The organism is Streptomyces sp. NBC_00568 (assembly GCF_026341855.1).
In the GTDB taxonomy this organism is placed as follows: domain Bacteria; phylum Actinomycetota; class Actinomycetes; order Streptomycetales; family Streptomycetaceae; genus Streptomyces.
Map to the genome: position 1 here is coordinate 5,652,950 of NZ_JAPENW010000001.1, position 24,954 is coordinate 5,677,903.

The window sequence follows — 24,954 nt, forward strand, 5'->3', positions numbered from 1 at the left end:
GTCGGATCTCGGCCCGAAGTGGTGCTGACCTGGGCGGCGGTGGCGGGCTGGGTGTGTAGGGCGCATCCGGAGCTGATGCGAGGCTAGGCTAACCTAACCTCGTGTTGGTCGACAGTCCTCCTGAACAGCGCGCGGAGACCGCCCCCGCGCCCCCGAACCGCCGGGCGATACGGACCCTTGGGCTCCTCGTCTCGGTGGGTGTCCTGCTGCTCGTCGCGGTGGCGAGCATCGCGATCGGGGCGAAAGCGCTGCCCTTGGACCAGGTGTGGCACGGCCTGTTCCACGACTCGGGGACATACTCCGACGTCGTGGTCGGTGACCGGATCTCCCGCACCGTCCTCGGGCTGCTGGTCGGCGCCGCGCTCGGGCTGTCCGGTGCCGTCCTCCAGGCACTCACCCGCAATCCGCTGGCCGATCCCGGGCTGCTCGGGATCAACGCGGGCGCGTCCGCCGCGGTCGTCACCGCGATCACCTACTTCGGTGTCACGTCGCTGAGCGGCTACGTCTGGTTCGCCTTCGTCGGGGCGGCGGCGGTCGGCGCGCTGGTCTGGTTCCTGGGCGGCAGCCGGGGCGCGACGCCGGTGCGGCTCGCGCTGGCCGGAACCGCCGTCAGCGCCGCGCTCTACGGCTATCTGCAGGCCGTGATGATCATGGATGACGCGGCGCTGGGCAAGATGCGCTTCTGGACGGTCGGTTCGCTCGCCTCGGCGACCGACTCGACGATCGAACAGGTAGCACCCTTCCTCGCCGTCGGCACCCTTCTCGCGCTGGCACTCGCCCGGCCCCTGAACGCCGTGGCCATGGGTGACGACACCGCCCGCGCGCTCGGCGCCAACCTGAATCGCACCCGAGCGCTGTCCATGGCCGCCGCGACCGTGCTGTGCGGGGCCGCGACCGCAGCCTGCGGACCGATCGTGTTCGTCGGGCTGATGGTCCCGCACGTGGTGCGGTCCTTCACCGGTCCCGACCTGCGGTGGATCCTCCCGTACGCCACCGTCCTGTCGCCCGTGCTGCTCCTCGGCGCCGATGTTCTCGGGCGGATGATCGCCCGGCCGGCGGAGCTTCAGGTCGGCATCGTCACCGCGGTCCTCGGCGGTCCGGTCTTCATCTTTCTCGTACGGCGACGGAGGACGGCGCAGCTGTGACGACCCCACGTATCCGAAGTGTCCGCGCCCCCCGTGGCCGGACCCTTCCCACACGCCGCCTGCGGGTCGTCCGCAGTGGCGGGCTGTCCGTCCGCCTCGACGTCCGGACGTTCATCGTGGTCGTGCTGCTGCTGGTGGCCGCGGCCACCGCGAGCGTGGTGCTCATCGGCACCGGCGACTTCCCGATCCCGGCCGGCGACGTGCTCAAGACCCTGGCCGGCGACGGCAGCGCGAGCCAGGAGTTCATCGTCAACGACCTGCGGCTGCCCCGTGTTCTCGTCGGGCTGCTGGTGGGGGCCTCGCTCGGACTGGGCGGAGCGCTCTTCCAGTCCATCTCCCGCAATCCGCTGGGCAGCCCGGACGTGCTCGGGCTCGGACAGGGTTCCACGGCCGGCGCCCTCATCATGATCGTGCTGTTCTCGGGCAGCGCGACCGAGGTCGCCCTCGGCGCGCTCGTCGGCGGACTCGTGACCGGGCTCGCCATCTATCTGCTCGCGTGGAAGCGGGGAGTGCACGGCTACCGTCTGGTCCTGGTCGGCATCGGTGTCTCCGCGATCGTCACGGCGGTCAACGGCTATCTCCTCACCAAGGCCGACATCGTCGACGCGACCCGCGCCGTCGTCTGGATGACCGGCTCCCTCAACGGCCGCGACTGGGCGCAGGTCTGGCCGCTGCTCATCATGTGCGCCGTCCTCGTCCCGCTCGTCCTCGGCAACGCGCGCGGGCTGCGGATGATGGAGATGGGCGACGACGTGTCGTACGCCCTCGGCGTGCGCGTCGAGCGGACCCGGCTGCTGCTGATGGTGGCCGCCGTCCTGCTCACCGCCGGTGCCACGGCCGCCGCGGGACCGGTCGGTTTCGTGGCGCTCACCTCGCCGCAGCTGGCCCGGCGGCTCACCCGGTCGCCCGGGCCGAACCTGGTGCCGTCGATGTGCATGGGCGCGACCCTGCTCATCGTCGCGGACTGGGCCTCGCAGCGGGCCTTCGGCGCCGACCAGCTGCCCGTCGGTGTCGTGACCGGAGTCCTCGGCGGCGTCTATCTGCTGTGGCTGCTGGTCACCGAGCGCAAGGCGGGCCGGATATGAGCGGCCCGGCGAACCCGGCCGTGAGCGGGGCGAAGAACGCGGCGCGTGCGAACGACCAGGCGCACGAGAACATCCAAAGGAGCACTGTGAACCGCCTGTCCGCCGACAACGTCACCCTCGGCTACGACCAGCGCGTCATCGCGGAGAAGCTGTCGGTGGAGATTCCCGACAACTCCTTCACGGTGATCGTCGGTCCGAACGCCTGCGGCAAGTCCACGCTGCTGCGCGCCCTTTCACGCATGCTGAAGCCCTCCGAGGGGCGTGTGCTGCTCGACGGACAGGCCATCCAGTCGATGCCCGCGAAGAAGGTGGCGCGCACCCTCGGGCTGCTGCCGCAGTCGTCGATCGCGCCGGACGGGATCACGGTCGGCGATCTGGTCGGCCGGGGCCGCTACCCGCACCAGGGCCTGCTGCGCCAGTGGTCGGCGGAGGACGAGCGGGTGGTCCAGGAGTCGATGGCCTCGACCGGGGTCGCCGACCTCGCCGATCGCTATGTCGACGAATTGTCGGGCGGTCAGCGCCAGCGCGTGTGGATCGCGATGGCGCTCGCGCAGCAGACCCCGCTGCTCCTCCTGGACGAGCCGACGACCTACCTCGACATCCAGCACCAGATCGACGTCCTCGACCTGTGTGCCGAGCTGCACGAGACGCAGGGCCGCACCCTGGTCGCCGTTCTGCACGATCTCAACCACGCGGCCCGCTACGCCACCCACCTGATCGCCCTGCGCGGCGGCGAGATCATCGCCGAGGGCGCGCCGAACGACATCGTCACGGCCGGCCTGGTCGAGGAGGTCTTCGGGCTGCGCTGCCAGGTCATCGACGACCCGGAGACGGGGACGCCGCTCGTGGTGCCCGCGGCACGCAGGGCACGGGTCCGCGCCGTCGCGGCCGCTACAGAAGGGTCCTGAGCCGGAAGAGGTCGCGCAGGCTCGCCTCCAGCTTCACCCGGCCCGAGCCCCAGGCCTTCGCGAAGTTCAGTTCGCCGTTCACCATCGACACCAGGTCGTCGCCGTTCATGGTGAGACGGATCTGGGCCTTGTCGGGGGGCGGGCCCTGGAGCGTGTCGAGCACCTCGATCCGGCCGTGCTTGAGACGGCCCACGAAGGTGATGTCCAGGTCGGTGATACGGCAGCTCAGCGAGCGGTCCAGGGCCGCAGCGGTGCGTACGTCCCCTTCGGCGCTCGCCATGTTGTCCGAAAGCTTGTCGAGTGCGGTGCGGCACTCCTCAATCGTCGCCATCGTGATCGACGGTACCGCAGCCCTTCGCGGTAGCGTCGGGGCATGAGCGACTCAGTTCCCGAGGGAGAGGTCCCGCTGGCCGTGCCGGCGGCGGAACCCGGCGTGCCCGCCGAAGCGGGACCGGAACCCGCGTACGACCCCGCGGCACCGGCCCCGCTGAACGTCCCGCGGGTCCCCACGGGCAACGCCGACGTCGACGCCCGGCTCGACCGGCTGGCCGACGCCGACCACCTCGCCACGGACGGACACGTCGAGGTGTACGAGGATGTGCACCGGGGGCTGCGCGACGAGCTCACCGCGCTGGACGTCCGCCAGGGACCTCCGGCTCCCGCCCTTCCCCGGCCCCCGCTGGGTGGTGCCCCCCACCCGACAGCCGGCCCTCAATGAGATCCTTCGGGGCACACCCGGAGATCCTCCGGGGGCACCCCCTTCCATCGCCGTACGACCGCAGGAGCTGAACCGAACGTGGCAGGAGTGGCACGCCGCCGCCTCGACGCCGAGCTGGTCCGCCGGAAACTCGCCCGATCGCGCGAGCACGCCGGACAGCTGATCGCCGCGGGCAGGGTCAGCGTGGGCAAGACCCTCGCGACCAAGCCCGCCACGCAGGTCGAGACCGCCGCGGCGATCGTGGTCAGCAAGGACGACAGCGACCCCGACTACGTCTCGCGCGGTGGACACAAGCTCGCCGGAGCCCTCGCCGCCTTCGTGCCCGAGGGGCTGAAGGTCGAGGGACGGCGGGCGCTGGACGCCGGCGCGTCCACCGGCGGCTTCACCGACGTCCTGCTGCGCGCGGGCGTCTCCCATGTCGTCGCCGTCGACGTCGGTTACGGACAACTCGCCTGGTCTCTTCAGAGCGATGAACGCGTCACCGTCAAGGACCGTACGAACGTACGCGAGTTGACGTTGGAGGCGATCGATGGGGAGTCCGTGGACCTTGTTGTCGGGGATCTGTCCTTCATCCCGCTCGGACTGGTGCTGCCCGCCCTTGTGCGGTGCGCGGCGCCGGATGCCGATCTGGTGATGATGGTCAAGCCACAGTTCGAGGTGGGGAAGGACCGGCTGGGCAGCGGTGGTGTCGTGCGCAGCCCGGAGCTGCGTGCCGAGGCCGTGCGCGGCGTGGCGGGGCGAGCCCACGAACTGGGGCTCGGAGTGAAGGGCGTGACCGCAAGTCCGTTGCCCGGACCCTCGGGCAATGTCGAGTACTTTCTGTGGCTGAGTGCCGGGGCGCCCGAACTCGACCCGGCCGACGTTGACCGTGCAGTGGCGGAGGGGCCGCGTTGACACAGACCCGAGCTCGTACTGTTTTCCTGCTGGCCCACACCGGGCGGCCGGCAGCCATCCGCAGCGCCGAGCTGGTCGTCCAGGGGCTGCTGCGTTCCGGGATCGGCGTAAGGGTCCTCGCGGCCGAGGCGGCCGATCTGCCGCTGCCGGCCGAGGTGGAGCTGGTCCAGGAGGCCACTCCGCAGTGCCTCGACGGCTGTGAGCTGCTCATCGTCCTCGGCGGTGACGGAACACTGCTGCGCGGCGCCGAGTTCGCCCGCGCCTCCGGGGTGCCGATGCTCGGCGTCAACCTCGGACGGGTCGGCTTCCTCGCCGAGGCCGAGCGCGACGACCTGGACAAGGTCGTCGACCGGGTCGTCACCAAGGCGTACGAGGTCGAGGAACGCATGACCGTCGACGTGGTCGTGCACCGCAACGGCGACATCGTGCACACCGACTGGGCGCTGAACGAGGCGGCCGTGCAGAAGGTGTCCGCCGAGAAGCTCCTCGAAGTGGTGCTGGAGATCGACGGGCGCCCGGTCACCGGGTTCGGCTGCGACGGGATCGTCTGCGCGACCCCGACCGGGTCGACGGCGTACGCCTTCTCCGCGGGCGGGCCCGTGGTCTGGCCCGAGGTCGAGGCGCTGCTGATGGTGCCGATCAGCGCGCACGCCCTGTTCGCCAAGCCGCTGGTGACCTCACCGGACTCGGTGCTCGCCGTGGAGGTGCTGCCGCACGTTCCGCCGGGCGTGCTGTGGTGCGACGGCCGGCGGACGGTGGAGCTGCCGCCCGGCGCGCGGGTCGAGGTGCGGCGCGGGGCCGTGCCCGTGCGGCTGGCCCGGCTGCACCACGCGTCCTTCACCGACCGGCTCGTCGCCAAGTTCGCGCTGCCGGTCTCCGGGTGGCGCGGGGCGCCGCACTAGTCGTGCGCCCGGCCCCGGGTTCCGCCCGGGGCCGGGCCGCCCAGCGCGGGCGGTGACCGACGCGCCCGATCACACCTCCACGGCCGACACCTCCATGGCCCACACCTCAATGGCGCACTCCGCCACGCCGGGACCGACCGGTCGATCTCCGCGCGCTCGGGAAGAACCGGCGAACGAAACCACCCCCGGAAGGTAACGCTCGGTTCTCTTTGCGGGGGGCGGCGTCGCACGGGGCTGGGAAAACCTCGTATGGTCGGGGGCGTGTTGGAGGAGATGCGGATACGGTCGCTCGGAGTCATCGACGACGCGGTCGTCGAGCTGTCACCCGGCTTCACCGCCGTGACCGGTGAGACCGGTGCGGGCAAGACGATGGTGGTCACCAGCCTCGGGCTGCTGCTGGGCGGGCGCGCGGACCCGGCCCTCGTACGGATCGGCGCCAAGAGCGCGGTCGTGGAGGGGCGGATCACCGTACCCGCGGGCGGGACGGCCGTCGTACGGGCGGAGGAGGCCGGTGCCGAGCTCGACGACGGTGCGCTGCTGATCAGCCGTACCGTTTCGGCGGAGGGGCGCTCACGGGCCCATCTGGGCGGGCGTTCGGTACCGGTGGGCGTGCTCGCCGAACTCGCCGACGAGCTCGTCGCCGTGCACGGCCAGACCGACCAGCAGGGGCTGCTCAAGCTGTCCCGGCAGCGGCAGGCCCTGGACCGGTACGCGGGTGACGCGGTCGCCGTGCCGCTCGCCAAGTACGCGGGCGCTCACCGCCGGCTGCGGGCCATCTCGGCCGAGCTGGACGAGATCACCACGCGCGCGCGGGAACGGGCCCAGGAAGCCGACATGCTGCGCTTCGGACTCGACGAGGTCGCGGCGGTTGAGCCGCGCGCGGGCGAGGACGTGGAACTGGCGGCGGAGGCGGAGCGGCTCGGCCACGCGGAGGCGCTGGCATCGGCCGCCACGGCCGCGCACGCCGCGCTGGCGGGCAATCCCGAGGACCCGGAGGGCATCGACGCTGCCACGCTCGTCGCGGGCGCCCACCGGGCGCTGGAGGCCGTGCGGTCGCACGACTCGGCCCTCGCCACGCTGTCCGGGCGGATCGGGGAGATCGCCATCCTGCTCGGCGACGTGGCAGGGGAACTCGCGGGCTACGCCGACGACCTCGACGCCGACCCGCTGCGGCTCTCGGCCGTCGAGGAGCGCCGGGCCGCACTCACGCAGCTGACCCGGAAGTACGGCCAGGACATCGACGCCGTGCTCGCCTGGGCCGAGCGGAGCACCGCCCGGCTCACCGAACTCGACGGCGACGACGACCGGCTCGACGAGCTCACCGCCGAGCGGGACGCACTGCGCGCCGAACTGGGCGGGCTCGCCCAGGCGTTGACGGACGCCCGTACGGAGGCGGCCGAGCGGTTCGCCGCCGCCGTGACCGCCGAGCTGGCCTCGCTCGCCATGCCGCACGCGCGCGTGTCCTTCGAGATCCGGCAGACCGACGACCCGGAGGGGGTGGAGGTCGGCGGACGCACGGTGGCCTACGGCCCGGCCGGTGTCGACGAGGTGGAGCTGCTGCTCGCCCCGCACCCCGGAGCGCCGCCGAGGCCCATCGCCAAGGGGGCGTCCGGGGGTGAACTCTCGCGGGTGATGCTCGCGGTGGAGGTCGTCTTCGCGGGGACGGACCCCGTGCCGACGTATCTCTTCGACGAGGTCGACGCCGGGGTCGGCGGCAAGGCCGCGGTCGAGATCGGGCGACGGCTGGCGCGGCTCGCCAGGACCGCGCAGGTCGTCGTCGTGACGCATCTGCCGCAGGTGGCCGCGTTCGCCGACCGGCAGCTGCTGGTCGAGAAGACGAACGACGGGTCGGTGACCCGGTCCGGCGTGAAGGTGCTGGAGGGCGAGGAGCGGATTCGCGAGCTGTCCCGGATGCTCGCCGGCCAGGAGGACTCCGAGACAGCCCGCGCCCACGCGGAGGAACTGCTGGCGACGGCACGCTCAGACGGGTAGCGGGGCGGTCCGCCCCTCCGTGGGGCGGGCCTTGCACGACTCCGAGGGCCGGGTCGTCTCCCTACTCCGGCGGGTGGGCCTTCCACCTCTCCGGCCGGTGGGCCTGCCCCGGTCCGGCAGGTGAGCCCCCTCGCTCCGTGGGCCGGTCCAGTCGGCTCTGTAGCTTCGGGCCCTGCCCGGTCCGCGGCCCACGCTCCGGCGGGGCGTGGTGCGGGGTTGGCCGTGGACGGGGCTCCTGCGGCCGGTTCGGGCCCCCTGAGCCCCTTTAGGGTGATCGCATGGTCATACGTATGGGGCGGAGTTTCGGATTCGCTGCCGCGGTCACGCGCGCGTGCTTCGTGGCCCTGCGGTCCGATCCGCCGGGCGGCCCCGCCCGTTGGAGCCGCGTCAACTACGCCGGGCGGACCGTCGGGCTCTACGCGGGCCCCGCCACCGCCCTGGGCTCGGCGTTCGGAGCGGCACGGGTCCACCCCGCCGCCGCGGCGGCCGTCGCGGTCGCCGGCGCGTGCGGCGCGTACGACGATGCCGCCGGTGCTGATGACCCGCGCCGGGGGTTCCGGGCGCATCTGGGGGCCCTGCGCGGCGGCGAAGTGACCAGCGGAACGGTCAAGTTGTTCGGGATCGCGACGGCGGGGCTGTTGGCCGGGGCGGTGCTCAAGGAGCGGCCTGTCGACAAGGTGCTCGCGGGAGTCGTGATCGCCGGTACCGCCCACTTCGTCAACCTGGTCGATGTGCGGCCGGGGCGGGCCGCCGGTGCCGTTCTCGCACTGGGCGCACCCGGGGTGCTGCGCGGTGGGCGCGCGGGCCGGCTGTCCGCGGTGGCGATGGGGGCCGTCGCCGCCGTTCTCGCCGACGACCTGGGCGAGCGCGCGATGATCGGTGACACGGGCGCGCACGCGCTGGGCGCGACACTGGGTACGGCCGTCGTCCTGGGCAACGGGAGGGCGGGGCTCGCCGCCCACGCGGCGGCGCTGGTGGCCGCGACGGTTCTCGGGGACAAGGTCAGCGAAGCGGCGAGGACGTTGGGGCGCGCCGGGGAGTGAGGCGACCGCGACGCGCCCGGGTGATGCGGGATGCGCCCCGCGGAGCGCGGATGCCTCATGGACGCCGGGACGGCCCGGCGATGCGCATGTGTCTCTTGGCCAGTGGAGTGGCTCGCGATGCGGGGGCGGTTCGCGGGGTTCGGGGCTGCCTGCGTGGAGCGGGTGGCTCTCGGGCGCCGGGGTGGCTCGCGATGCGCGAGCACCCCTTGGGTGTTGGAGTGGCTCGGGCTGGGTGGGTGACTCTCGGGTGTTGGGGTGGCTGGCGGTGGGTGGGTGACTCTCGGGTGTTGGGGTGGCTGGCGGTGGGCGGGTGACTCTCGGGTGTTGGGGTGGCTCGCGGTGTGCGGGCGCCTCTTAGCGGCTGGAGTGGCTCGGGCTGGGCTGGTGGCTCCTGGCGGCTGGAATGGCTCGCGATGCGCGGGCACGTCTTGGCGGCTGGAGTGGCTCGCGCTGGGCGGGTGGCTCTTGGGTGTTGGAGTGGTTCGCGGTGGGCTGGTGGCTCTTGGGTGGTGGGGTGGCTCGCGATGTACGGGGGGTCAGGGGTGTGCCGGGTGGGTCCTGTTGTGGTTCGGACCTCCCCAGAATGGCCTATTCCTCACTCGTGCGGGTGACCGTCGTCGCCGAGTTGCCCCGTCTGACGTGCCCTCGTCGCGATGGCGGTGCCGGAACGTCCGTGCGGCCTGGCATCCTTGGCGGAGTACGCGGTGCACGACGTCCGGTACACCCCCTCAGCCCGATCCTTCTGTACGTTTCTTCGCGACCGTCCGACGCCGACCCAGGAGCCCTGGCCACGTGAGCCACGTGAGCAGCCACTCACCGCACGGCCAGTCGCCGCTGCGCACCGTGCAGGTGCTCGGCGGCGGAAGCGCGGGCAGCAGCGGGCATGTGCGGTCGCTGGCCTCGGGTCTGGTCGCCCGGGGGGTTCGGGTCACCGTGTGCTCTCCCACCGAGGCGGATCGCGTGTACGGGTTCACCGGGGTGGGCGCGCACCACGTTCCCGTGCCCCGCAGCAGCGATCCCGCCTCCGTGTCCGCGCTGCGGGCGGCCTGCGCGGACGCCGATCTCGTGCATGCGCACGGGCTGCACGCGGCGCTGCGGGCGACCCTGGCACTCAGCGGGCGGCGCGTTCCGCTCGTCGTCACCTGGCACACGCGTTCGGAGGCCGACGGTGCTCGGGCCCATGTGCTGCGGCTCCTCGAGCGGCGGGTCGCCAGGGCCGCCGCCGTGGTGCTCGGGACCTCGTCCGACCTGGTGGACCGGGCCCGCAGCAGGGGAGCCCGCGACGCGCGGTTCGCCGCCGTAGCGCTTCCCGCGCCGCGCCCGCCCGTCGAGCCCGTGGAGCCCGACCGGTTCCGGCACAAGGCGCGGGCCGAACTCGGCTCGACCGACCGTCCGTTGCTGATGGCGGTCGGTTCGCTCGACCGGCACCGCGGCTACCACACCCTGCTCGACGCCGCGCGTGCGTGGTGCCGCCTCGATCCCGTTCCGCTGCTGGTCATCGCGGGGGAGGGGCCGCTGCGCGCCGTTCTCCAGCGCCGGATCGAGGACGAGGAACTGCCGGTCCGGCTCATCGGGCGGCGCGACGACATCACGGAGCTGCTCGCCGCCGCCGACCTCGCGCTGCTGCCGAGCAGATGGGAGTCACGCTCGGTGCTGGTGCAGGAGGCCCTCCACGCGCGCGTGCCGCTTGTCGCCACCGCGGTCGGGGGCATCCCCGAAATGGTCGGCGACGCGGCCGAACTCGTCCCGTACGGGAACGCGAAGGCGCTCGCCGACGCCGTCGTACGACTGCTCGCCGACCCGGCGCGCCAGGAAGCCCTGCGCGAGAAGGGTGCCTGGCAGGCCGCCACTTGGCCGACCGAGGACGAGACGGTCGCCCAAGTGCTGAGCGTCTACGACGAGTTGACCCAGCCCCGGCCGCTGGGCTGACCCGGGCACCAGCCGCCGGCTAGGGAACGTGCCTGCGCGCCCGCAGCGCCAGGCTCAACGCCAGTACCGTCTGCGGGTCGTCGAGGTCTGTGCCCAGCAACTCACCGATCCTGGCGAGGCGGTTGTAGAGGGTCTGCCGGTTGAGATGCAGCTCGCGGGCGGTCTCCGCCTTGCGCCCCGCGTGCGCCAGGTACGTCTGCAGGGTGGGAAGCAGCGGCGGCTTGGAGCGGTTGTCGTGGTCGCGGAGCGGGCCGATCGCGCGGTCCACGAAGGCGGCCAGGTCGGGGTGTTCGCGCAGCCGCCACAGCAGCAGGTCGATGTCCAGGCGGCGGGCGTCGTACCAGGGGCGGTCCGACAGGCCCTGCGCAGCGGTCGCCGTCTCCGCCGCGTGCCGCAGGCCCGCCGACGCGGCCGCCCAGCCGCCCGCGACCCCGACCACCACCACCGGCGGCTGCGCTCCGGGCCGCTGCATGCCCGCCCGCTCCACACCGGCGCGCAGTGCCGCCGCGACACGGTCCGCCACGGCCCCCCGTTCCGACTCCGAGCGCAGGCCGAGCAGCAGCGGGACACGGCCCTCGACGGGACGTACGCCCAGCAGGACCGGAACACCCACCGAGGCCAGCTCCTCGGCGACCGCGCGGGCCAGGACCGCCCAGCCGCCCCCGGGGGCGAGGCCGTCGGCGAGTCGCATCACGACCGGCAGGAGCGGGCCGGCGCCGGGCTTGAAGCCGAGCACACGGGCCTGCGCGGGCGCGTCCTCGGCCTCGATACGGCCCTCGGCGAGGTCGGTGAGGAAGTCGCCGCGCCCTCGCGCGGCGAGTTCCTCCTCCTGGCGGGCCTGCATCAGTACGACGGCCAGGATGCCGGCGGCCCGCTCGGCGGCGATCCGGTGCACCGGGGCGACCGGGGCACCGACCGGCAGGAGAACCAGCCGGGCCCGTACGGAACCGGTGCCCGGGCCGCCCCCGGGAACGTCCACCAGGGTGGTCCCCGCGGGCGGCTCCTCCTTGTGCTGGCCGCGCAGCCCCTCCCAGACCTGCAGCGGGTCGGCGCCCGCGGAGCCGGCCCCGGCGGCGTACAGGAGCTGCCCGTCGGCCGTCTCCAGGAAGACCGGGTTGCCGCTGAAGTCGGCGAGAATGCGCAGGACCTGGGGGACTCCGCCGCCGCCGAGGAGGGCCTCGGTGCAGTGCCGGTGCACCTCCTCGGCCTGCTGGAGCAGCGCGTAGTGGCCGTTGACGATCTCGGTGTGGATCTCCTCCGTGACCGTCACGAAGGGCACCTCGCGGTGCAGCTGGACCAGCGGCAGACCGGTGGATTTCGCCGTCTCCACGAGCGCGGCGGGCAGCCGGGCGAAGCGTGGGCCGAGTTCCACGACGAGCGCTGCGATACCGCGCTCGGCGAGGGTGCGGACGAACGCGCGCTGTTCGGCCGGGCGGGTGCCGAGTCCGTATCCCGTGGTGAGCAGCAGTTCACCGCCCTTGAGCAGCGAGGCGATGTTCGGTACCTCGCCCGCGTGCACCCAGCGCACGGTCCGCTGCAGCCGGTCGGCCCCCGCGATGATCTCCGGCAGCCCGCTGCGCAGCCCGGGCAGCTCAAGGGCCCGCTGCACGGTGATTCCGGCGCCTTGGGTGTCGTAACGGCTGTCCATGCAGCGGACGCTACCCGCGGACGGGTTCCGGGGGCATCTCCGGCCGGTGACGAGAGCCGCCGCGGGCGGCGCGAGCCGGGGAGCGGCGCGCTCAGACGGCCGCCACCGGGGCGATGTTGTGGTTGAAGCGGAAGACGTTGTCCGGGTCGTACTCGGACTTCACCGCGGCCAGCCGCCGGAGGTTCTCGGTGCCGAGGCCGGCCACCACGCGGTCCGCGCCCTCGTCCCCGATGAAGTTCAGATAGACCGCGCCGGTGCTCCACGGCTGGACATCGGCGCGGACCTTCCTGACCCAGTCGATGCACCGTTCGTCGTCGGCGGGGTTCTCCCAGACCCCGAAGGGGTGCACGGCCCAGGCCGCGTCCCGGTAGGGGACGGGGAAACGGGACGGTCCGGCGGCGATCGCGCCGCCCTGGGGGAACAGCACGTGCTGGGTGCCCGTGGGCACGGGCATGGCGTCGCCGAGGGCGCAGAAGACGTCCACGAAGTCGTCGGGTGCGCCGGTCAGGTACTCCGCCGACCAGTAGTTCCGCATGCCGGGCGGGTCGTCGAGCATGCACTGGAAGTCGGCGTAGGGCAGGGCGGTGACGATCTCGACCTCGTGCGGCAGGGCCAGCAGCGGCTGGGCGACCTTGCGCATGTCGTCCTCGCCGCCCGCGTACGCGACGAGCGCCCCGCACAGCCGCTTGCCGACCAGGTGCTCGGGTATGAACTCCTCGGGCGGGCCGGTCAGGTAGATGATGCCGCCGCTCACCTCCGGCGGCCCGTTCTCGATGATCTCGCGGTAGATGCGGACCACGTCGGGACCGGTGTCCGGCTGGTACAGCATCAGGGCGATCGAGAACTCGGGCAGCGGGTGCAGCTTGAGGGTCAGCGCCGTGGCGACGCCGAAGTTCCCGCCGCCGCCGTGCAGGGCCCAGAACAGCTCCGCGTTCTCCTGGTCGGTGGCGCGCACCGGCGAACCGTCGGCGGTCACCAGCTCGACGCCGAGCAGGTTGTCGGCGGCGAGGCCGAGGGACCGGTCCAGCCAGCCGCTGCCGCCGCCGAGGACGAAGCCGCCGACGCCGGTCGTCGAGACACGGCCGCCGGTGGTCGCGAGGCCGTACGGCTGGGTGGCCCGGTCGAGATGGCTCATCAGGGCTCCGCCCTCGACCCGTACGGTCTCGGAGCCGGGGTGGACGGTGACCGTGTGCATCCTGGTGAGGTCGATGACCAGGCCGCCGTCGTTGAGCGACATGCCGGAGACGCTGTGGCCGCCGCCGCGTACCGCGATCGGCAGATCCAGTGCACGCGCGAAACGCACGGCACGCATCACGTCGGCTTCGCCCTCGCACAGCGCGATCACGGCGGGCCGCCGGTCGATCATCGCGTTGAAGATCGTCCGGGTTTCGTCGTACCCCGGATCGTCGGGGGTCACCACGTCACCGGACAGATCGGCGCGGAACGCGGCAAGTGCCACGCCCGCCTTCGAAAGGGGAGCCATGGCAGCCGCCCCCTTCCATGAGGGGACAGGACTCCTTCCAGGCTAGGCGGGTGCGGCGGATCGGGCGCGCCGGGACGAGTCCGCCCCGGCGCGCCCGATCCGGGCCGGCTCAGCCGCCGTACGCCCCGCTCGCCGTCAGCCGCAGGGCCGTGTCGATCAGCGGAACGTGGCTGAAGGCCTGCGGGAAGTTCCCGACCTGGCGCTGGAGACGCGGGTCCCACTCCTCGGCCAGCAGCCCGAGGTCGTTGCGGAGGGCGAGCAGCCGCTCGAAGAGCTTGCGGGCCTCGTCGACCCGCCCGATCATCGCGAGGTCGTCGGCCATCCAGAAGGAGCAGGCGAGGAAGGCGCCCTCGTCTCCCTCCAGGCCGTCCACGCCCGCGTCCTCGCCGGCCGTCGGGTAGCGCAGGATGAAGCCGTCGGAGGTGGACAGCTCGCGCTGGATCGCCTCGATGGTGCCGATCACGCGCTTGTCGTCCGGCGGCAGGAAGCCCATCTGCGGGATGAGCAGCAGCGAGGCGTCGAGTTCCCTCGAGCCGTACGACTGCGTGAACGTGTTCCGTTCCTTGTCGTAGCCCTTCTCGCACACGTCCCGGTGGATGTCGTCGCGCAGTTCGCGCCACTTCTCCAGCGGGCCGTCCGCGTCCCCGGACTCGATGAGCTTGATGGTGCGGTCGACGGCGACCCAGGCCATCACCTTGGAGTGCACGAAGTGCCGCCGCGGACCCCGGACTTCCCAGATCCCCTCGTCCGGCTGGTCCCAGTGGGTCTCCAGGTAGCGGATCAGCTTCAACTGGAGCAGGGAGGCGTAGTCGTTGCGGGACAGGCCCGTCATGTGGGCCAGGTGCAGGGCCTCGGTGACCTCGCCGTAGACGTCGAGCTGGAGCTGGTGCGCGGCGCCGTTCCCGACGCGGACCGGCGCCGAACCCTCGTACCCGGGAAGCCAGTCGAGCTCGGCCTCGCCCAACTCCCGTTCCCCCGCGATGCCGTACATGATCTGGAGGTTCTCCGGGTCGCCCGCGACCGCGCGCAGCAGCCATTCGCGCCAGGCGCGGGCCTCCTCGCGGTAGCCGGTGCGCAGCAGCGAGGAGAGGGTGATGGCCGCGTCGCGCAGCCAGGTGTAGCGGTAGTCCCAGTTGCGGACGCCGCCGATCTCCTCCGGGAGGGAGGTGGTCGGCGCGGCGACGATGCCGCCGGTGGGCGCGTACGTCAGGGCCTTCAGCGTGATCAGGGAGCGCACCACGGCCTCGCGGTAGGGGCCGTGGTACGTACATTGGTCGACCCAGTCGCGCCAGAAGTCCTCGGTCGCCTCCAGGGACTGCTCGGGCTCGGGCAGCGCCGGCGGCTCCTTGTGCGAGGGCTCCCACGAGATCGTGAAGGCGATCCGGTCACCCGGCGCCACCGTGAAGTCGGCGTACGTGGTCAGATCCTTGCCGTACGTCTCACAGTCCGTGTCGAACCAGACCGAGTCCGGTCCGGCGACGGCGACCGTGCGGCCCTCGTGCTTGTGCACCCAGGGCACCACGCGGCCGTACGAGAAACGCATCCGCAGCGCGGAGCGCATCGGCACCCGGCCCGTGACGCCCTCGACGATCCGGATCAGCTGCGGGGCGCCGTCACGCGGCGGCATGAAATCGGTCACCCGGACCGTGCCGCGCGGGGTGTCCCATTCGGATTCGAGAATCAGCGAGTCGCCGCGGTACCGGCGGCGCGCCGCCGTGGGCGGTTCGGCGTCGGACGCGTGCGCGGGTCCGAGCCGCCAGAATCCGTGTTCCTCCGTGCCGAGCAGTCCTGCGAAGACGGCGTGGGAGTCGAAGCGGGGCAGGCACAGCCAGTCGACTGTGCCGTCCCGGCAGACCAGCGCGGCTGTCTGCATGTCTCCGATGAGTGCGTAGTCCTCGATGCGCCCGGCCACGTGCATCTCCAGTCGAACGGCCACGTCGCCCCTTCGCGGGGCGGTCGCTCTTGCGGTCAAAGGGAACGTAGGTACTGCGGAACAGTAGGCAATGGGGAAGGTCGGTAACTGCGGAACGTCGATGGTGGGGACGTCGGTCGTGCGTCGCTGCGAAACGTCAGTTGTCGGTGCGATGGGCGTTGCGAATCTCGTCTCGAAACGAACTGACAAGCCCTCTTTGTTCCGGGGTACGAACGGGGATGGTGCCGTGCGCCGGACAGGCTCGGCAGCGAGTGTCCGAGCAGGATACGACGCACGTGGAAGATCCGCGTGCCGCTCCGGGCAACCCGGCTGAGCCGATCGAGTGAGCGGTGTGCGAGGTGTGTGCCCAGGTGTGCGCGGAGCGTGGCCGGAAGCGGTCTCGTTCTGTCGCTGATACCCTGGTAGCCCGTGGACCGGTGGGCAAGAAACCCCCGAACCGCAGCGACGGCACCTCCGGAAATTCTCCGGAATCCACGCCGGCACGCACCCCAGACCGCGACCACGGGAGCCCCCTCTTGGCCATGCCGCCCAGTGCTTTTCGAAACAGCACAGCCACGACGACCAAGCACATCTTCGTCACCGGGGGTGTCGCCTCCTCTCTCGGCAAGGGGCTGACCGCCTCCAGCCTGGGCGCGCTGCTCAAGGCCCGCGGTCTGCGGGTCACGATGCAGAAGCTCGACCCGTACCTGAACGTAGACCCGGGCACCATGAACCCGTTCCAGCACGGCGAGGTGTTCGTCACCAACGACGGCGCCGAGACGGACCTGGACATCGGTCACTACGAGCGTTTCCTCGACGTGGACCTGGACGGCTCGGCCAACGTGACCACCGGACAGGTGTACTCCACCGTCATCGCCAAGGAGCGGCGCGGCGAGTACCTCGGTGACACCGTGCAGGTCATCCCGCACATCACCAACGAGATCAAGCACCGTATCCGCCGTATGGCCACCGACGACGTCGACGTCGTCATCACCGAGGTCGGCGGCACGGTCGGCGACATCGAGTCGCTGCCCTTCCTGGAGACGGTCCGCCAGGTCCGTCACGAGGTCGGCCGCGACAACGTGTTCGTCGTGCACATCTCGCTCCTCCCGTACATCGGCCCGTCCGGCGAGCTGAAGACCAAGCCGACGCAGCACTCGGTCGCGGCGCTGCGCAACATCGGTATCCAGCCGGACGCGATCGTGCTGCGGGCCGACCGCGAGGTGCCCACCGCCATCAAGCGCAAGATCTCGCTGATGTGCGACGTCGACGAGGCCGCCGTGGTCGCCGCGATCGACGCCAAGTCGATCTACGACATCCCGAAGGTCCTGCACACCGAGGGCCTGGACGCCTACGTCGTCCGCAAGCTGGACCTGCCCTTCCGTGACGTGGACTGGACGACCTGGGACGACCTGCTCGACCGCGTCCACAACCCCGTCCACGAGATCAACATGGCTCTGGTCGGCAAGTACATCGACCTGCCCGACGCCTACCTCTCGGTCACCGAGGCGCTGCGCGCCGGCGGGTTCGCCAACAAGGCCCGCGTCAAGATCAAGTGGGTCACGTCGGACGACTGCAAGACCCCCGCGGGCGCGGCCAAGCAGCTCGGTGACGTGGACGCGATCTGTATCCCCGGCGGCTTCGGCGACCGCGGTGTGTCCGGCAAGGTCGGCGCGATCCAGTACGCCCGCGAGAACAAGATCCCGCTGCTCGGCCTCTGCCTCGGCCTGCAGTGCATCGTGATCGAGGCGGCGCGGAACCTGGCCGACATCCCGGACGCCAACTCCACCGAGTTCGACTCCGGCACCGGCCACCCGGTCATCTCCACGATGGCCGAGCAGCTCGACATCGTGGCGGGCGAGGGCGACATGGGCGGCACCATGCGCCTCGGCATGTACCCGGCCAAGCTCGCCGAGGGCTCGATCGTGCGCGAGGTGTACGACGGCAAGGAGTACGTCGAGGAGCGCCACCGGCACCGCTACGAGGTGAACAACGCCTACCGCGCCGAGCTGGAGAAGAAGGCCGGTCTGCAGTTCTCCGGCACCTCCCCGGACGGCAAGCTCGTCGAGTACGTCGAGTACCCGCGCGATGTCCACCCTTACCTGGTCGCGACCCAGGCGCACCCCGAGCTGCGCTCGCGTCCGACCCGGCCGCACCCGCTCTTCGCGGGCCTGGTCAAGGCCGCGGTGGAGCGCAAGACGGGCAAGTAGCACCAGGGCTGTACGGTGATCGGGGTGCGTGTCCGCGGGTTCTCCCGCCGGGCGCGTGCCCCGGTTCCGTCACCGGACCGGTTTCTTTTTGCGCGTGTGGGAGGACAGGCCATGACGATCAAGGACACCCCCGAGGAGTGGGAGGTCCGGGCGACCGAGACCCCCTTCAAGGGCAACAAGACCTCGGTGCGCACCGACGACGTGGTCATGCCCGACGGATCGGTCGTGCGCCGCGACTACCAGGTGCACCCGGGTTCCGTGGCGGTCCTCGCCCTCGACGACGAGGGCCGTGTCCTGGTCCTGCGCCAGTACCGCCACCCCGTGCGCCACAAGCTGTGGGAGATCCCGGCGGGCCTGCTCGACATCCCCGGTGAGAACCCGCTGCACGCCGCGCAGCGCGAGCTCTACGAGGAGGCGCACGTCAAGGCGGAGAGCTGGCGCGTGCTGACCGACGTCTACACCACGCCCGGCGGCTGCGACGAAGCCGTCCGGATCTTCCTGGCCCGTGACCTCTCCGCGGCGGAGGGTGAGCGGTTCGACGTCGAGGACGAGGAGGCCGACATGGAGCTGGCCCGCGTCCCCCTCGACGAACTCGTCCGCGGGGTGCTCGCCGGTGAGCTGCACAACAACTGCCTGGTCGTGGGCGCCCTCTCGCTCCTCGCCGCGCGGCAGGGCGACGGACTGGACGCGCTGCGCCCGGCCGAGGCGCCGTGGCCCGCGCGCCCCTTCGAGGCCTGACCCGCTCCTCGCGGCATCCGCCGTCTCTCCGCCCCACCCCGGACGGGCCACCGTGCGCCCGTCCGGGGGGTGCCGGTCCTACGATCTCTTGATCCGATCGGGGGACGTCTCCGCCGCGCTCCACCCGGATCGTCGCAGAGCGTGAACTAGGCTCTGGAAACGCCCGAACCGGAGTCCCGGCGGGCTTGCGCGCGCAGTGGAACGGGAGCGTGGCCCGTGACGGATCAGGCGGTGGACGACGGCGGCACCAAGGTGTCGGCCAAGGGGCAGCGCCCGGCTGCCGGGTCCGCTCCTACGAAGAGTCAGTTCCTGGGCCGTACAAGAGAGTTGAAGGAACTCCGGGCGGACATCGAGCGCGCGGGCCTCGACACCCTCTCCGGCCGCAAGGCACCACGGGCGCGGGTGCTGCTCATCGCGGGCAAGCCCGGCTCCGGCCGCACCGCGCTCGCCGCTCAGCTCGCCGCGCAGGTCGCCGAGAGTTACCCCGACGGCCTCCTGCGGGCCCGGCTCACCGAACCCGACGGCACCCCGGTGCCCACCGAGGCCACCGCGCGGGAACTGCTCACCGCCCTCGGGCTGGCCACACCCCCCGGCGCCGGGGCCGACGACCTCGGCGAGCGGTTGCGCGAGGCCCTCGCCGTCCGCCGGGCGGTGCTCCTGCTCGACGACGCGGCCGACGCCGGACAGGTCGACGCGCTGCTGCCCGACTCCCCGGAATGCCTGGTCATCGCCGTCTCCGGCGGGCCGCTGACCGGTATCGCGGACGTCCGCCCCTGCACCCTCGGCGGCCTGGACACCAAGTCCGCCCTCGAACTCCTCGGCCACTTCACCGGTTCGGTGCGCATCACCGTCGATCCGCTCGCCGCCGAAGGGCTGGTCGAACTGTGCGCGGGTCAGCCCACCGCACTGGTCCTGGCCGGCGGCTGGCTCGCCGCGCGCCCCGCCTCCGCCGTCGCCGACCTCGCCAAACAGCTGCGCACCGAGGGCGAGGACGGCACACCGCTGGCCCGGGTCTTCCGGCATGCGTACGCCTCGCTGCCGAGCAGCGCCGCGCGGATACTGCGACTGCTGTCGCTCGCCCCCGCGGGCCTCGTCGACCCGCACACCGCCTCCGCGCTGGCCGGCTGCTCGGTCCAGGCGGCGCAGACGACGCTGGACGACTTCGTCGCCCTCGGCCTGTTGCGGGCGATTCCGTCGCCGCTGCCGCAGTACGAGGTCCCCGGCTGCCTCCTGCCCGCCCTCCAGACGCTGGTCGAGGCCCACGACCGGCCCGCCGAGGTGCAGCTGGCCCGTGCCCGGATGCTGGAGCGGACCGTGCGGCTGCTGGTGTCCTGCCGCGCCATCACCGAGACCGACAGCTCGCCCGCCCGCGAGAAACTCGCCGGAATGCCGCGTGCCCTGCGCTTCCCCAGCCCCCGGGCGGCCGAGGACTGGCTGCGCGTCCGGCAGCCCGCGCTGCTCGCCTCGGCCCGGCTGGCGGTCGCCGACGGGGAGCTGGACACCCTCGCCCGACGGCTGATGGCCGCCCTCGTGCGGGCGATGGTCGTCCACTTCGGCACCCAGGCCGCGGCGCCCGAGCTGTACGGGATCCACCGTCTCGTCCTGGACGTCGCCGAGCGCCGGAATCTGCCCCGCGAGAAGGCCGCGGCCCTGCTCAATCTCGCCGACCTGGACGCGCAGACCGGCCGTACGGCCGACGCCCTCGCCCGCTACCGGGCCGCGCTCGACGCCGGACGCGAGGCGAACGACCCGTACGCGACCGGCCGCGCGATGGAATCCGTAGGCGGCGCCCACCAGGAGCTCGGCGACTACGACCGGGCCGCCGACTGGTACGGCAGGGCGCTCGCCCAGCGGCTCGCACGGGGGGAGCGCGTGGACGCCGCCCGGCTGTACGGGCGCATCGCCACCGTGCACACCTACGCGGGCCGCTACGGCGAGGCGCTGGTCAACTGGCGCGCCGCCGTCGCGGGACACCGCAAGAACGGCGATGTCGCCGCCCAGGCAAGGGCGTTGAGCGAGATGGCGCGCGTCCAGGAGTACGCGGGACGGCCCGAGGAGTCGCTGCGCACCTGCCAGGAGGCCGTCGAGTGGGCGCGCCGCGCGGACGACGTACGCCTGCAGGCCGCGTTGCAGCTCAGGCTGGCCGACACCCTGGACCGGCTCGGCGACCCCGCCGCCGCCCGGCTGCACCGCGCGGCGGCCGAGCGCATGCTGGGAGATGAGCTCCCTGAGAGTGCATCCGGCATGGAACACGACGCTAATGCCTGCGAAATCCGCAGTGCATCCGCTGAAGATTGATGCATTGAAAGGCTAGACAGAGAGAATCCCTTCATTAGACTGGCTCCGCCGCGTTCTTCCGTGGTGTTTCCCGGTGTGCTCCCGTACGTCGGGTATGACATGCATTGCCTGGCTTGCGTCGCCTCGGCATGCACAGCCCCAGAGCCCTCTGAGTCAAGGACCGTGATCGACGTGAAGGTCGGCATCCCCCGCGAGGTCAAGAACAACGAGTTCCGGGTGGCCATCACCCCCGCCGGCGTGCACGAGCTGGTGCGCCACGGCCACCAGGTCTTCGTCGAGCAGAACGCCGGCGTCGGCTCCTCGATCACGGACGAGGAGTACGTCTTCGCCGGAGCGCAGATCCTCGGCACCGCCGACGAGGTCTGGGCCACCGCCGACCTGCTGCTGAAGGTCAAGGAGCCCATCGCGGAGGAGTACCACCGGCTCCGCAAGGACCAGACGCTCTTCACCTACCTGCACCTGGCCGCTTCCAAGGAGTGCACGGACGCCCTCCTGGAGTCCGGCACCACGGCGATCGCGTACGAGACCGTCGAGCTCCCCAGCCGCGCGCTGCCGCTGCTCGCCCCGATGTCCGAGGTCGCGGGCCGTCTCGCCCCGCAGGTCGGCGCCTACCACCTGATGCGCGCCAACGGCGGCCGCGGCGTTCTGCCCGGCGGTGTCCCGGGCGTGCTGCCGGCCAAGGCCGTCGTCATCGGCGGTGGCGTCTCCGGCTGGAACGCCGCGCAGATCGCCATCGGCATGGGCTTCGAGGTGACGCTGCTCGACCGCGACATCAACAAGCTGCGCGAGGCCGACAAGATCTTCGGCACGAAGGTCAAGGCCGTCATGTCCAACTCCTTCGAGCTGGAGAAGGCCTGCCTCGAGGCCGACCTCGTGATCGGGGCCGTCCTGATCCCCGGCGCCAAGGCTCCGAAGCTGGTCACCAACGAGCTCGTCGCGCGGATGAAGCCCGGAAGTGTCCTTGTCGACATCGCGATCGACCAGGGCGGCTGCTTCGAGGACTCGCGTCCGACCACGCACGCCGAGCCGACCTTCCCGGTCCACAACTCGGTCTTCTACTGCGTCGCCAACATGCCCGGCGCGGTGCCCAACACCTCGACGTACGCGCTGACCAATGCCACGCTGCCGTACATCGTCGAGCTCGCCGACCGCGGCTGGGTCGAGGCCCTGCGCCGTGACAACGCGCTGGCCAAGGGCCTCAACACCCATGACGGCAAGGTTGTTTACCGCGAGGTCGCCGAGGCGCACGGACTGGAGCACGTCGAGCTCGAGACCCTGCTCGGCTGAGACCCCAGGCGGCTCCAGGAGTCGACATTCCGGCCGACTCCTGGCCGACAAAAGGCGATACGTCAACACAGGTCGTCAACACCGTGTACCCGGCCGGACCTTGCCCGACAAGGTCCGGCCGGGTGTGTGTCGGGTCACTTTGCGACACTCGTTCAACTCGCCGCGAACGTAACTCTTCAACCGATTCGCACACCGGTGAAACCTGCCGTGCGACGGCCTTACGCCCTTGACAGAGGGGTGTTCGGTTGCCGACACATCGGGTCGGGTCCGGCGGATTGTGTTGCTGCGGAGCGGTGACACGCCATAGAGTCGCCAATCGTCGGCATGGTGCCACGCTGACCTATCTAGAAGTTTCCTGGTCACCAAGGAGGTAAGACGACTTGTGAATGAGTCGACATTTACTCCCGGGGGTGGTCAACCAGGAATGCCGGCGCGGGGCCAGAGCCCCACGGGGCTCGAGGCTGTCGGCTCCGTCGCTGTCCGCACCTTCGCAGCCCACCAGAGTCCCCGGATGACTCAGACAGCACACCCGAGCATGGATGGCCATCACGTGAACGCCATGGCCGGCAACGGAAGTGGCGAGAACCACACCCACTTCGCCGACTACGACGAACTGCCCGAGGGGCACTTCTACGACCCCGACGCCGAGTACGAGCCCGATCCGGAGTACGCGGCCACGCTCGCGCCCGACGCGGCCCGCCAGCGCCGTGAGCGCATCGGCCCGACGGGGCGCCCGCTGCCCTACTTCCCGATCCCGGGTCCGCTGACCAGCCACGGCCCCGCGACGATCATCGCGATGTGCAACCAGAAGGGCGGCGTGGGCAAGACCACGTCGACCATCAACCTGGGGGCCGCGCTCGCGGAGTACGGACGCCGGGTGCTGCTCGTCGACTTCGACCCGCAGGGCGCGCTGTCCGTGGGTCTCGGCGTCAACCCGATGGAGCTCGACCTCACCGTCTACAACCTGCTCATGGAGCGGGGCATGGCGGCCGACGACGTGCTCCTGAAGACGGCGGTCCCGAACATGGACCTGCTGCCCAGCAACATCGACCTGTCCGCCGCCGAAGTGCAACTGGTGAGCGAGGTCGCCCGCGAGTCCACGCTGCAGCGCGCCCTGAAGCCGCTGATGGCCGACTACGACTACATCGTGATCGACTGTCAGCCCTCGCTCGGCCTGCTCACCGTGAACGCGCTGACGGCGGCCCACAAGGTGATCGTGCCGCTGGAGTGCGAGTTCTTCGCGCTGCGCGGTGTCGCCCTGCTCACCGAGACCATCGAGAAGGTCCAGGAGCGGCTCAACCCCGAGCTGGAGCTCGACGGCATCCTCGCCACGATGTACGACTCCCGCACGGTGCACAGCCGTGAGGTGCTCGCACGCGTCGTCGAGGCCTTCGACGATCACGTCTACCACACCGTGATCGGCCGGACCGTCCGCTTCCCGGAGACCACGGTCGCCGGTGAGCCGATCACCACCTACGCCTCCAACTCCGTCGGTGCCGCCGCCTATCGCCAGCTCGCCAGGGAGGTGCTCGCCCGGTGTCACGCCGAGTGAGTCTGCCGGGGGCCGACGAACTGTTCCGTACCACCGGGGGAATGGCGCTCCAGTCGTCCACGCCCTCGCGCCGGACCAACGGTGAGGCCCGGGTGCCGGCTCCGGCCGGCGAGAGCGACGCGGCGGCCGCCGGGGAGGACGGGCCCCAGTCGGTGCCGGTCCGGGGCGGTGACGGCGAGGGCGACGAACACGTCGCCTCCGACGCCGAGTCGTCCGACGCGGGAGAGTCCCGCAGCCGGGGCGGCGCCCCGGATCGTTCGGGGCGGCGTCAGCCGGCGCAGGAAGGTTCTGCCGCCCCCGCCACCTCCGTGCAGTCGTCCCGCAAACGCGGGCGGGCCGCCAACCGCCGGCCCAGCGGGCGGGAGCGGCACGACGAGAAGATCACGGTGTACGTGTCCGCCGAGGAGCTGATGGACCTCGAGCACGCGCGCCTGGTGCTCCGCGGTGAGCACGGGCTCGCCGTGGACCGCGGGCGGATCGTCCGTGAGGCGGTCGCGGTGGTCCTCGCCGATCTGGAATCCCGCGGGGACGCGAGCATCCTCGTACGACGTCTGCGCGGGCGGTAGCGGTAGCCTGCGACGGCTATGACCTCGAACGTCCCGCCCCCGTCCGCCGCCTCCGGCGGTCGTCGGCGTGCGCTGGGGCGCGGGCCGGGGACGGCACCGTCCGAGCCGTCCGAGGTATCCGCCGACCTGCCGGAGGCACCCGCCGAGCCGCCCGGAGAGGGCGCCGAGCCGTCAAGGGCACCCGCGGAGGGTGCTGAGCTGTCCGCGACGGCCGCGGAGGTGGTTGCCGGGCCGTCCGAGACGCCCGCGGAGGGCGGCGCCGGGCTGTCTGCGACGCCCGCGGAGGGCACCGAGCCGTCTGTGACACCCGCGGAGGGCGCTGAGCTGTCCGCGACGGCCGCGGAGGTTGCCGAGCCGTCCGCGACGCCCGTAGAGGGCGGCGCCGGGCTGTCCGCGGCGCCCGCGGAGGCCGCTGAGGCGTCCGAGACGCCCCTTGAGGGCGGTGCCGAGCCGTCTGCGATGCCCGCAGGGGTCATGGAGGCGTCCGAGGCGTCCGCGGGTCCGGTCGCGTGGTCGCAGGCGCCTGGAGAGGCCGCTGAGGCCGCTCCGGGGTCCGCGGGGGCCGTCAGGTCGCCGGGGGAGACGGCAGGGCTGTTCCGGGCGCCCGGAGAGGGCACGGAGCGATACGCGGGGCCGGACGCACC

19 protein-coding genes are annotated in these 24,954 nt (G+C 71.9%); 15 read left to right on the top strand and 4 right to left on the bottom strand.

All coding sequences use genetic code 11. From position 1 onward, the window contains the following. Positions 1-101: 101 nt before the first annotated feature. From OOK38_RS24555 to OOK38_RS24565, 3 genes are read left to right on the top strand one after another with little or no spacing between them, the layout of a single operon-like run. Positions 102-1,145, top strand: coding sequence for an iron ABC transporter permease (locus tag OOK38_RS24555; protein ID WP_266757127.1), 1,044 nt, complete (start codon positions 102-104; stop codon positions 1,143-1,145). 59 nt (positions 1,146-1,204) lie between these two features. Then, on the top strand, positions 1,205-2,230 hold the full coding sequence (locus OOK38_RS24560) for an iron chelate uptake ABC transporter family permease subunit (RefSeq protein ID WP_266765618.1): 1,026 nt from the start codon (positions 1,205-1,207) through the stop codon (positions 2,228-2,230). After that, positions 2,227-3,138: an ABC transporter ATP-binding protein gene (locus OOK38_RS24565; protein WP_266757125.1), complete on the top strand. Its 912-nt coding sequence runs from the start codon at positions 2,227-2,229 to the stop codon at positions 3,136-3,138. Before OOK38_RS24560 ends, OOK38_RS24565 begins: the two co-directional genes overlap by 4 nt. On the opposite strand, the gene OOK38_RS24570 is transcribed toward OOK38_RS24565, so the two are convergent. Continuing rightward, positions 3,122-3,469 (bottom strand): SCP2 sterol-binding domain-containing protein, encoded by a 348-nt coding sequence (locus OOK38_RS24570; RefSeq protein WP_266757123.1) that lies wholly within the window; start codon positions 3,467-3,469, stop codon positions 3,122-3,124. The genes OOK38_RS24565 and OOK38_RS24570 overlap by 17 nt on opposite strands. Before the next feature lie 42 nt (positions 3,470-3,511). Between OOK38_RS24570 and OOK38_RS24575 the strand changes: the two genes are divergently transcribed. The 6 genes from OOK38_RS24575 (at position 3,512) to OOK38_RS24600 (ending at position 10,616) form a co-directional block, all read left to right on the top strand. Then, positions 3,512-3,856 carry a hypothetical protein gene (locus tag OOK38_RS24575; protein WP_266757122.1) on the top strand — a complete coding sequence of 115 codons (345 nt, stop codon included), beginning with the start codon at positions 3,512-3,514 and terminating at the stop codon, positions 3,854-3,856. Between the two features lie 78 nt (positions 3,857-3,934). Further along, positions 3,935-4,750, top strand: coding sequence for a TlyA family RNA methyltransferase (locus tag OOK38_RS24580; protein ID WP_266757120.1), 816 nt, complete (start codon positions 3,935-3,937; stop codon positions 4,748-4,750). Continuing rightward, positions 4,747-5,652 carry an NAD kinase gene (locus OOK38_RS24585; RefSeq protein ID WP_266757118.1) on the top strand — a complete coding sequence of 302 codons (906 nt, stop codon included), beginning with the start codon at positions 4,747-4,749 and terminating at the stop codon, positions 5,650-5,652. Before OOK38_RS24580 ends, OOK38_RS24585 begins: the two co-directional genes overlap by 4 nt. A 249-nt stretch (positions 5,653-5,901) precedes the next feature. Then, positions 5,902-7,644, top strand: coding sequence for a DNA repair protein RecN (recN, locus tag OOK38_RS24590; protein ID WP_266757116.1), 1,743 nt, complete (start codon positions 5,902-5,904; stop codon positions 7,642-7,644). A gap of 278 nt (positions 7,645-7,922) precedes the next feature. After that, positions 7,923-8,687 carry a hypothetical protein gene (locus OOK38_RS24595; RefSeq protein ID WP_266757114.1) on the top strand — a complete coding sequence of 255 codons (765 nt, stop codon included), beginning with the start codon at positions 7,923-7,925 and terminating at the stop codon, positions 8,685-8,687. A gap of 792 nt (positions 8,688-9,479) precedes the next feature. Further along, positions 9,480-10,616, top strand: a complete 1,137-nt coding sequence (locus OOK38_RS24600) for a glycosyltransferase family 4 protein (protein ID WP_266757112.1) — start codon at positions 9,480-9,482, stop codon at positions 10,614-10,616. 19 nt (positions 10,617-10,635) lie between these two features. Here the strand turns inward: OOK38_RS24600 and OOK38_RS24605 are convergent, their stop codons facing one another. From OOK38_RS24605 to OOK38_RS24615, 3 genes are all read right to left on the bottom strand, one after another. Further along, complete coding sequence (locus OOK38_RS24605) at positions 10,636-12,264, bottom strand: PucR family transcriptional regulator (protein WP_266757110.1); 1,629 nt, start codon at positions 12,262-12,264, stop codon at positions 10,636-10,638. 91 nt (positions 12,265-12,355) lie between these two features. Then, positions 12,356-13,747 (bottom strand): FAD-binding oxidoreductase, encoded by a 1,392-nt coding sequence (locus OOK38_RS24610; protein WP_266757108.1) that lies wholly within the window; start codon positions 13,745-13,747, stop codon positions 12,356-12,358. 109 nt (positions 13,748-13,856) lie between these two features. Beyond that, complete coding sequence (locus OOK38_RS24615) at positions 13,857-15,659, bottom strand: glycoside hydrolase family 15 protein (RefSeq protein WP_266765617.1); 1,803 nt, start codon at positions 15,657-15,659, stop codon at positions 13,857-13,859. A 542-nt stretch (positions 15,660-16,201) separates the two neighbouring features. Between OOK38_RS24615 and OOK38_RS24620 the strand changes: the two genes are divergently transcribed. The 6 genes from OOK38_RS24620 (at position 16,202) to OOK38_RS24645 (ending at position 24,310) form a co-directional block, all read left to right on the top strand. Next, a complete protein-coding gene (locus tag OOK38_RS24620) occupies positions 16,202-17,869 on the top strand; it encodes a CTP synthase (RefSeq protein WP_266757106.1) in 1,668 nt (555 codons plus the stop codon). 111 nt (positions 17,870-17,980) lie between these two features. Further along, positions 17,981-18,607 (top strand): NUDIX hydrolase, encoded by a 627-nt coding sequence (locus OOK38_RS24625; protein WP_266757104.1) that lies wholly within the window; start codon positions 17,981-17,983, stop codon positions 18,605-18,607. A 216-nt stretch (positions 18,608-18,823) separates the two neighbouring features. Continuing rightward, the gene (locus OOK38_RS24630) at positions 18,824-20,905 is read left to right on the top strand and encodes a tetratricopeptide repeat protein (RefSeq protein WP_266757102.1); all 2,082 of its coding nucleotides are present in this window, start codon (positions 18,824-18,826) and stop codon (positions 20,903-20,905) included. 171 nt (positions 20,906-21,076) lie between these two features. After that, complete coding sequence (ald, locus tag OOK38_RS24635; protein WP_266765616.1) at positions 21,077-22,192, top strand: alanine dehydrogenase; 1,116 nt, start codon at positions 21,077-21,079, stop codon at positions 22,190-22,192. Positions 22,193-22,616: 424 nt separating this feature from the next. Beyond that, positions 22,617-23,744, top strand: a complete 1,128-nt coding sequence (locus OOK38_RS24640) for a ParA family protein (RefSeq protein ID WP_266757100.1) — start codon at positions 22,617-22,619, stop codon at positions 23,742-23,744. Then, a complete protein-coding gene (locus OOK38_RS24645; RefSeq protein WP_266757098.1) occupies positions 23,729-24,310 on the top strand; it encodes a hypothetical protein in 582 nt (193 codons plus the stop codon). The genes OOK38_RS24640 and OOK38_RS24645 overlap by 16 nt, the downstream gene beginning before the upstream one ends. Positions 24,311-24,954 lie beyond the last annotated feature (644 nt).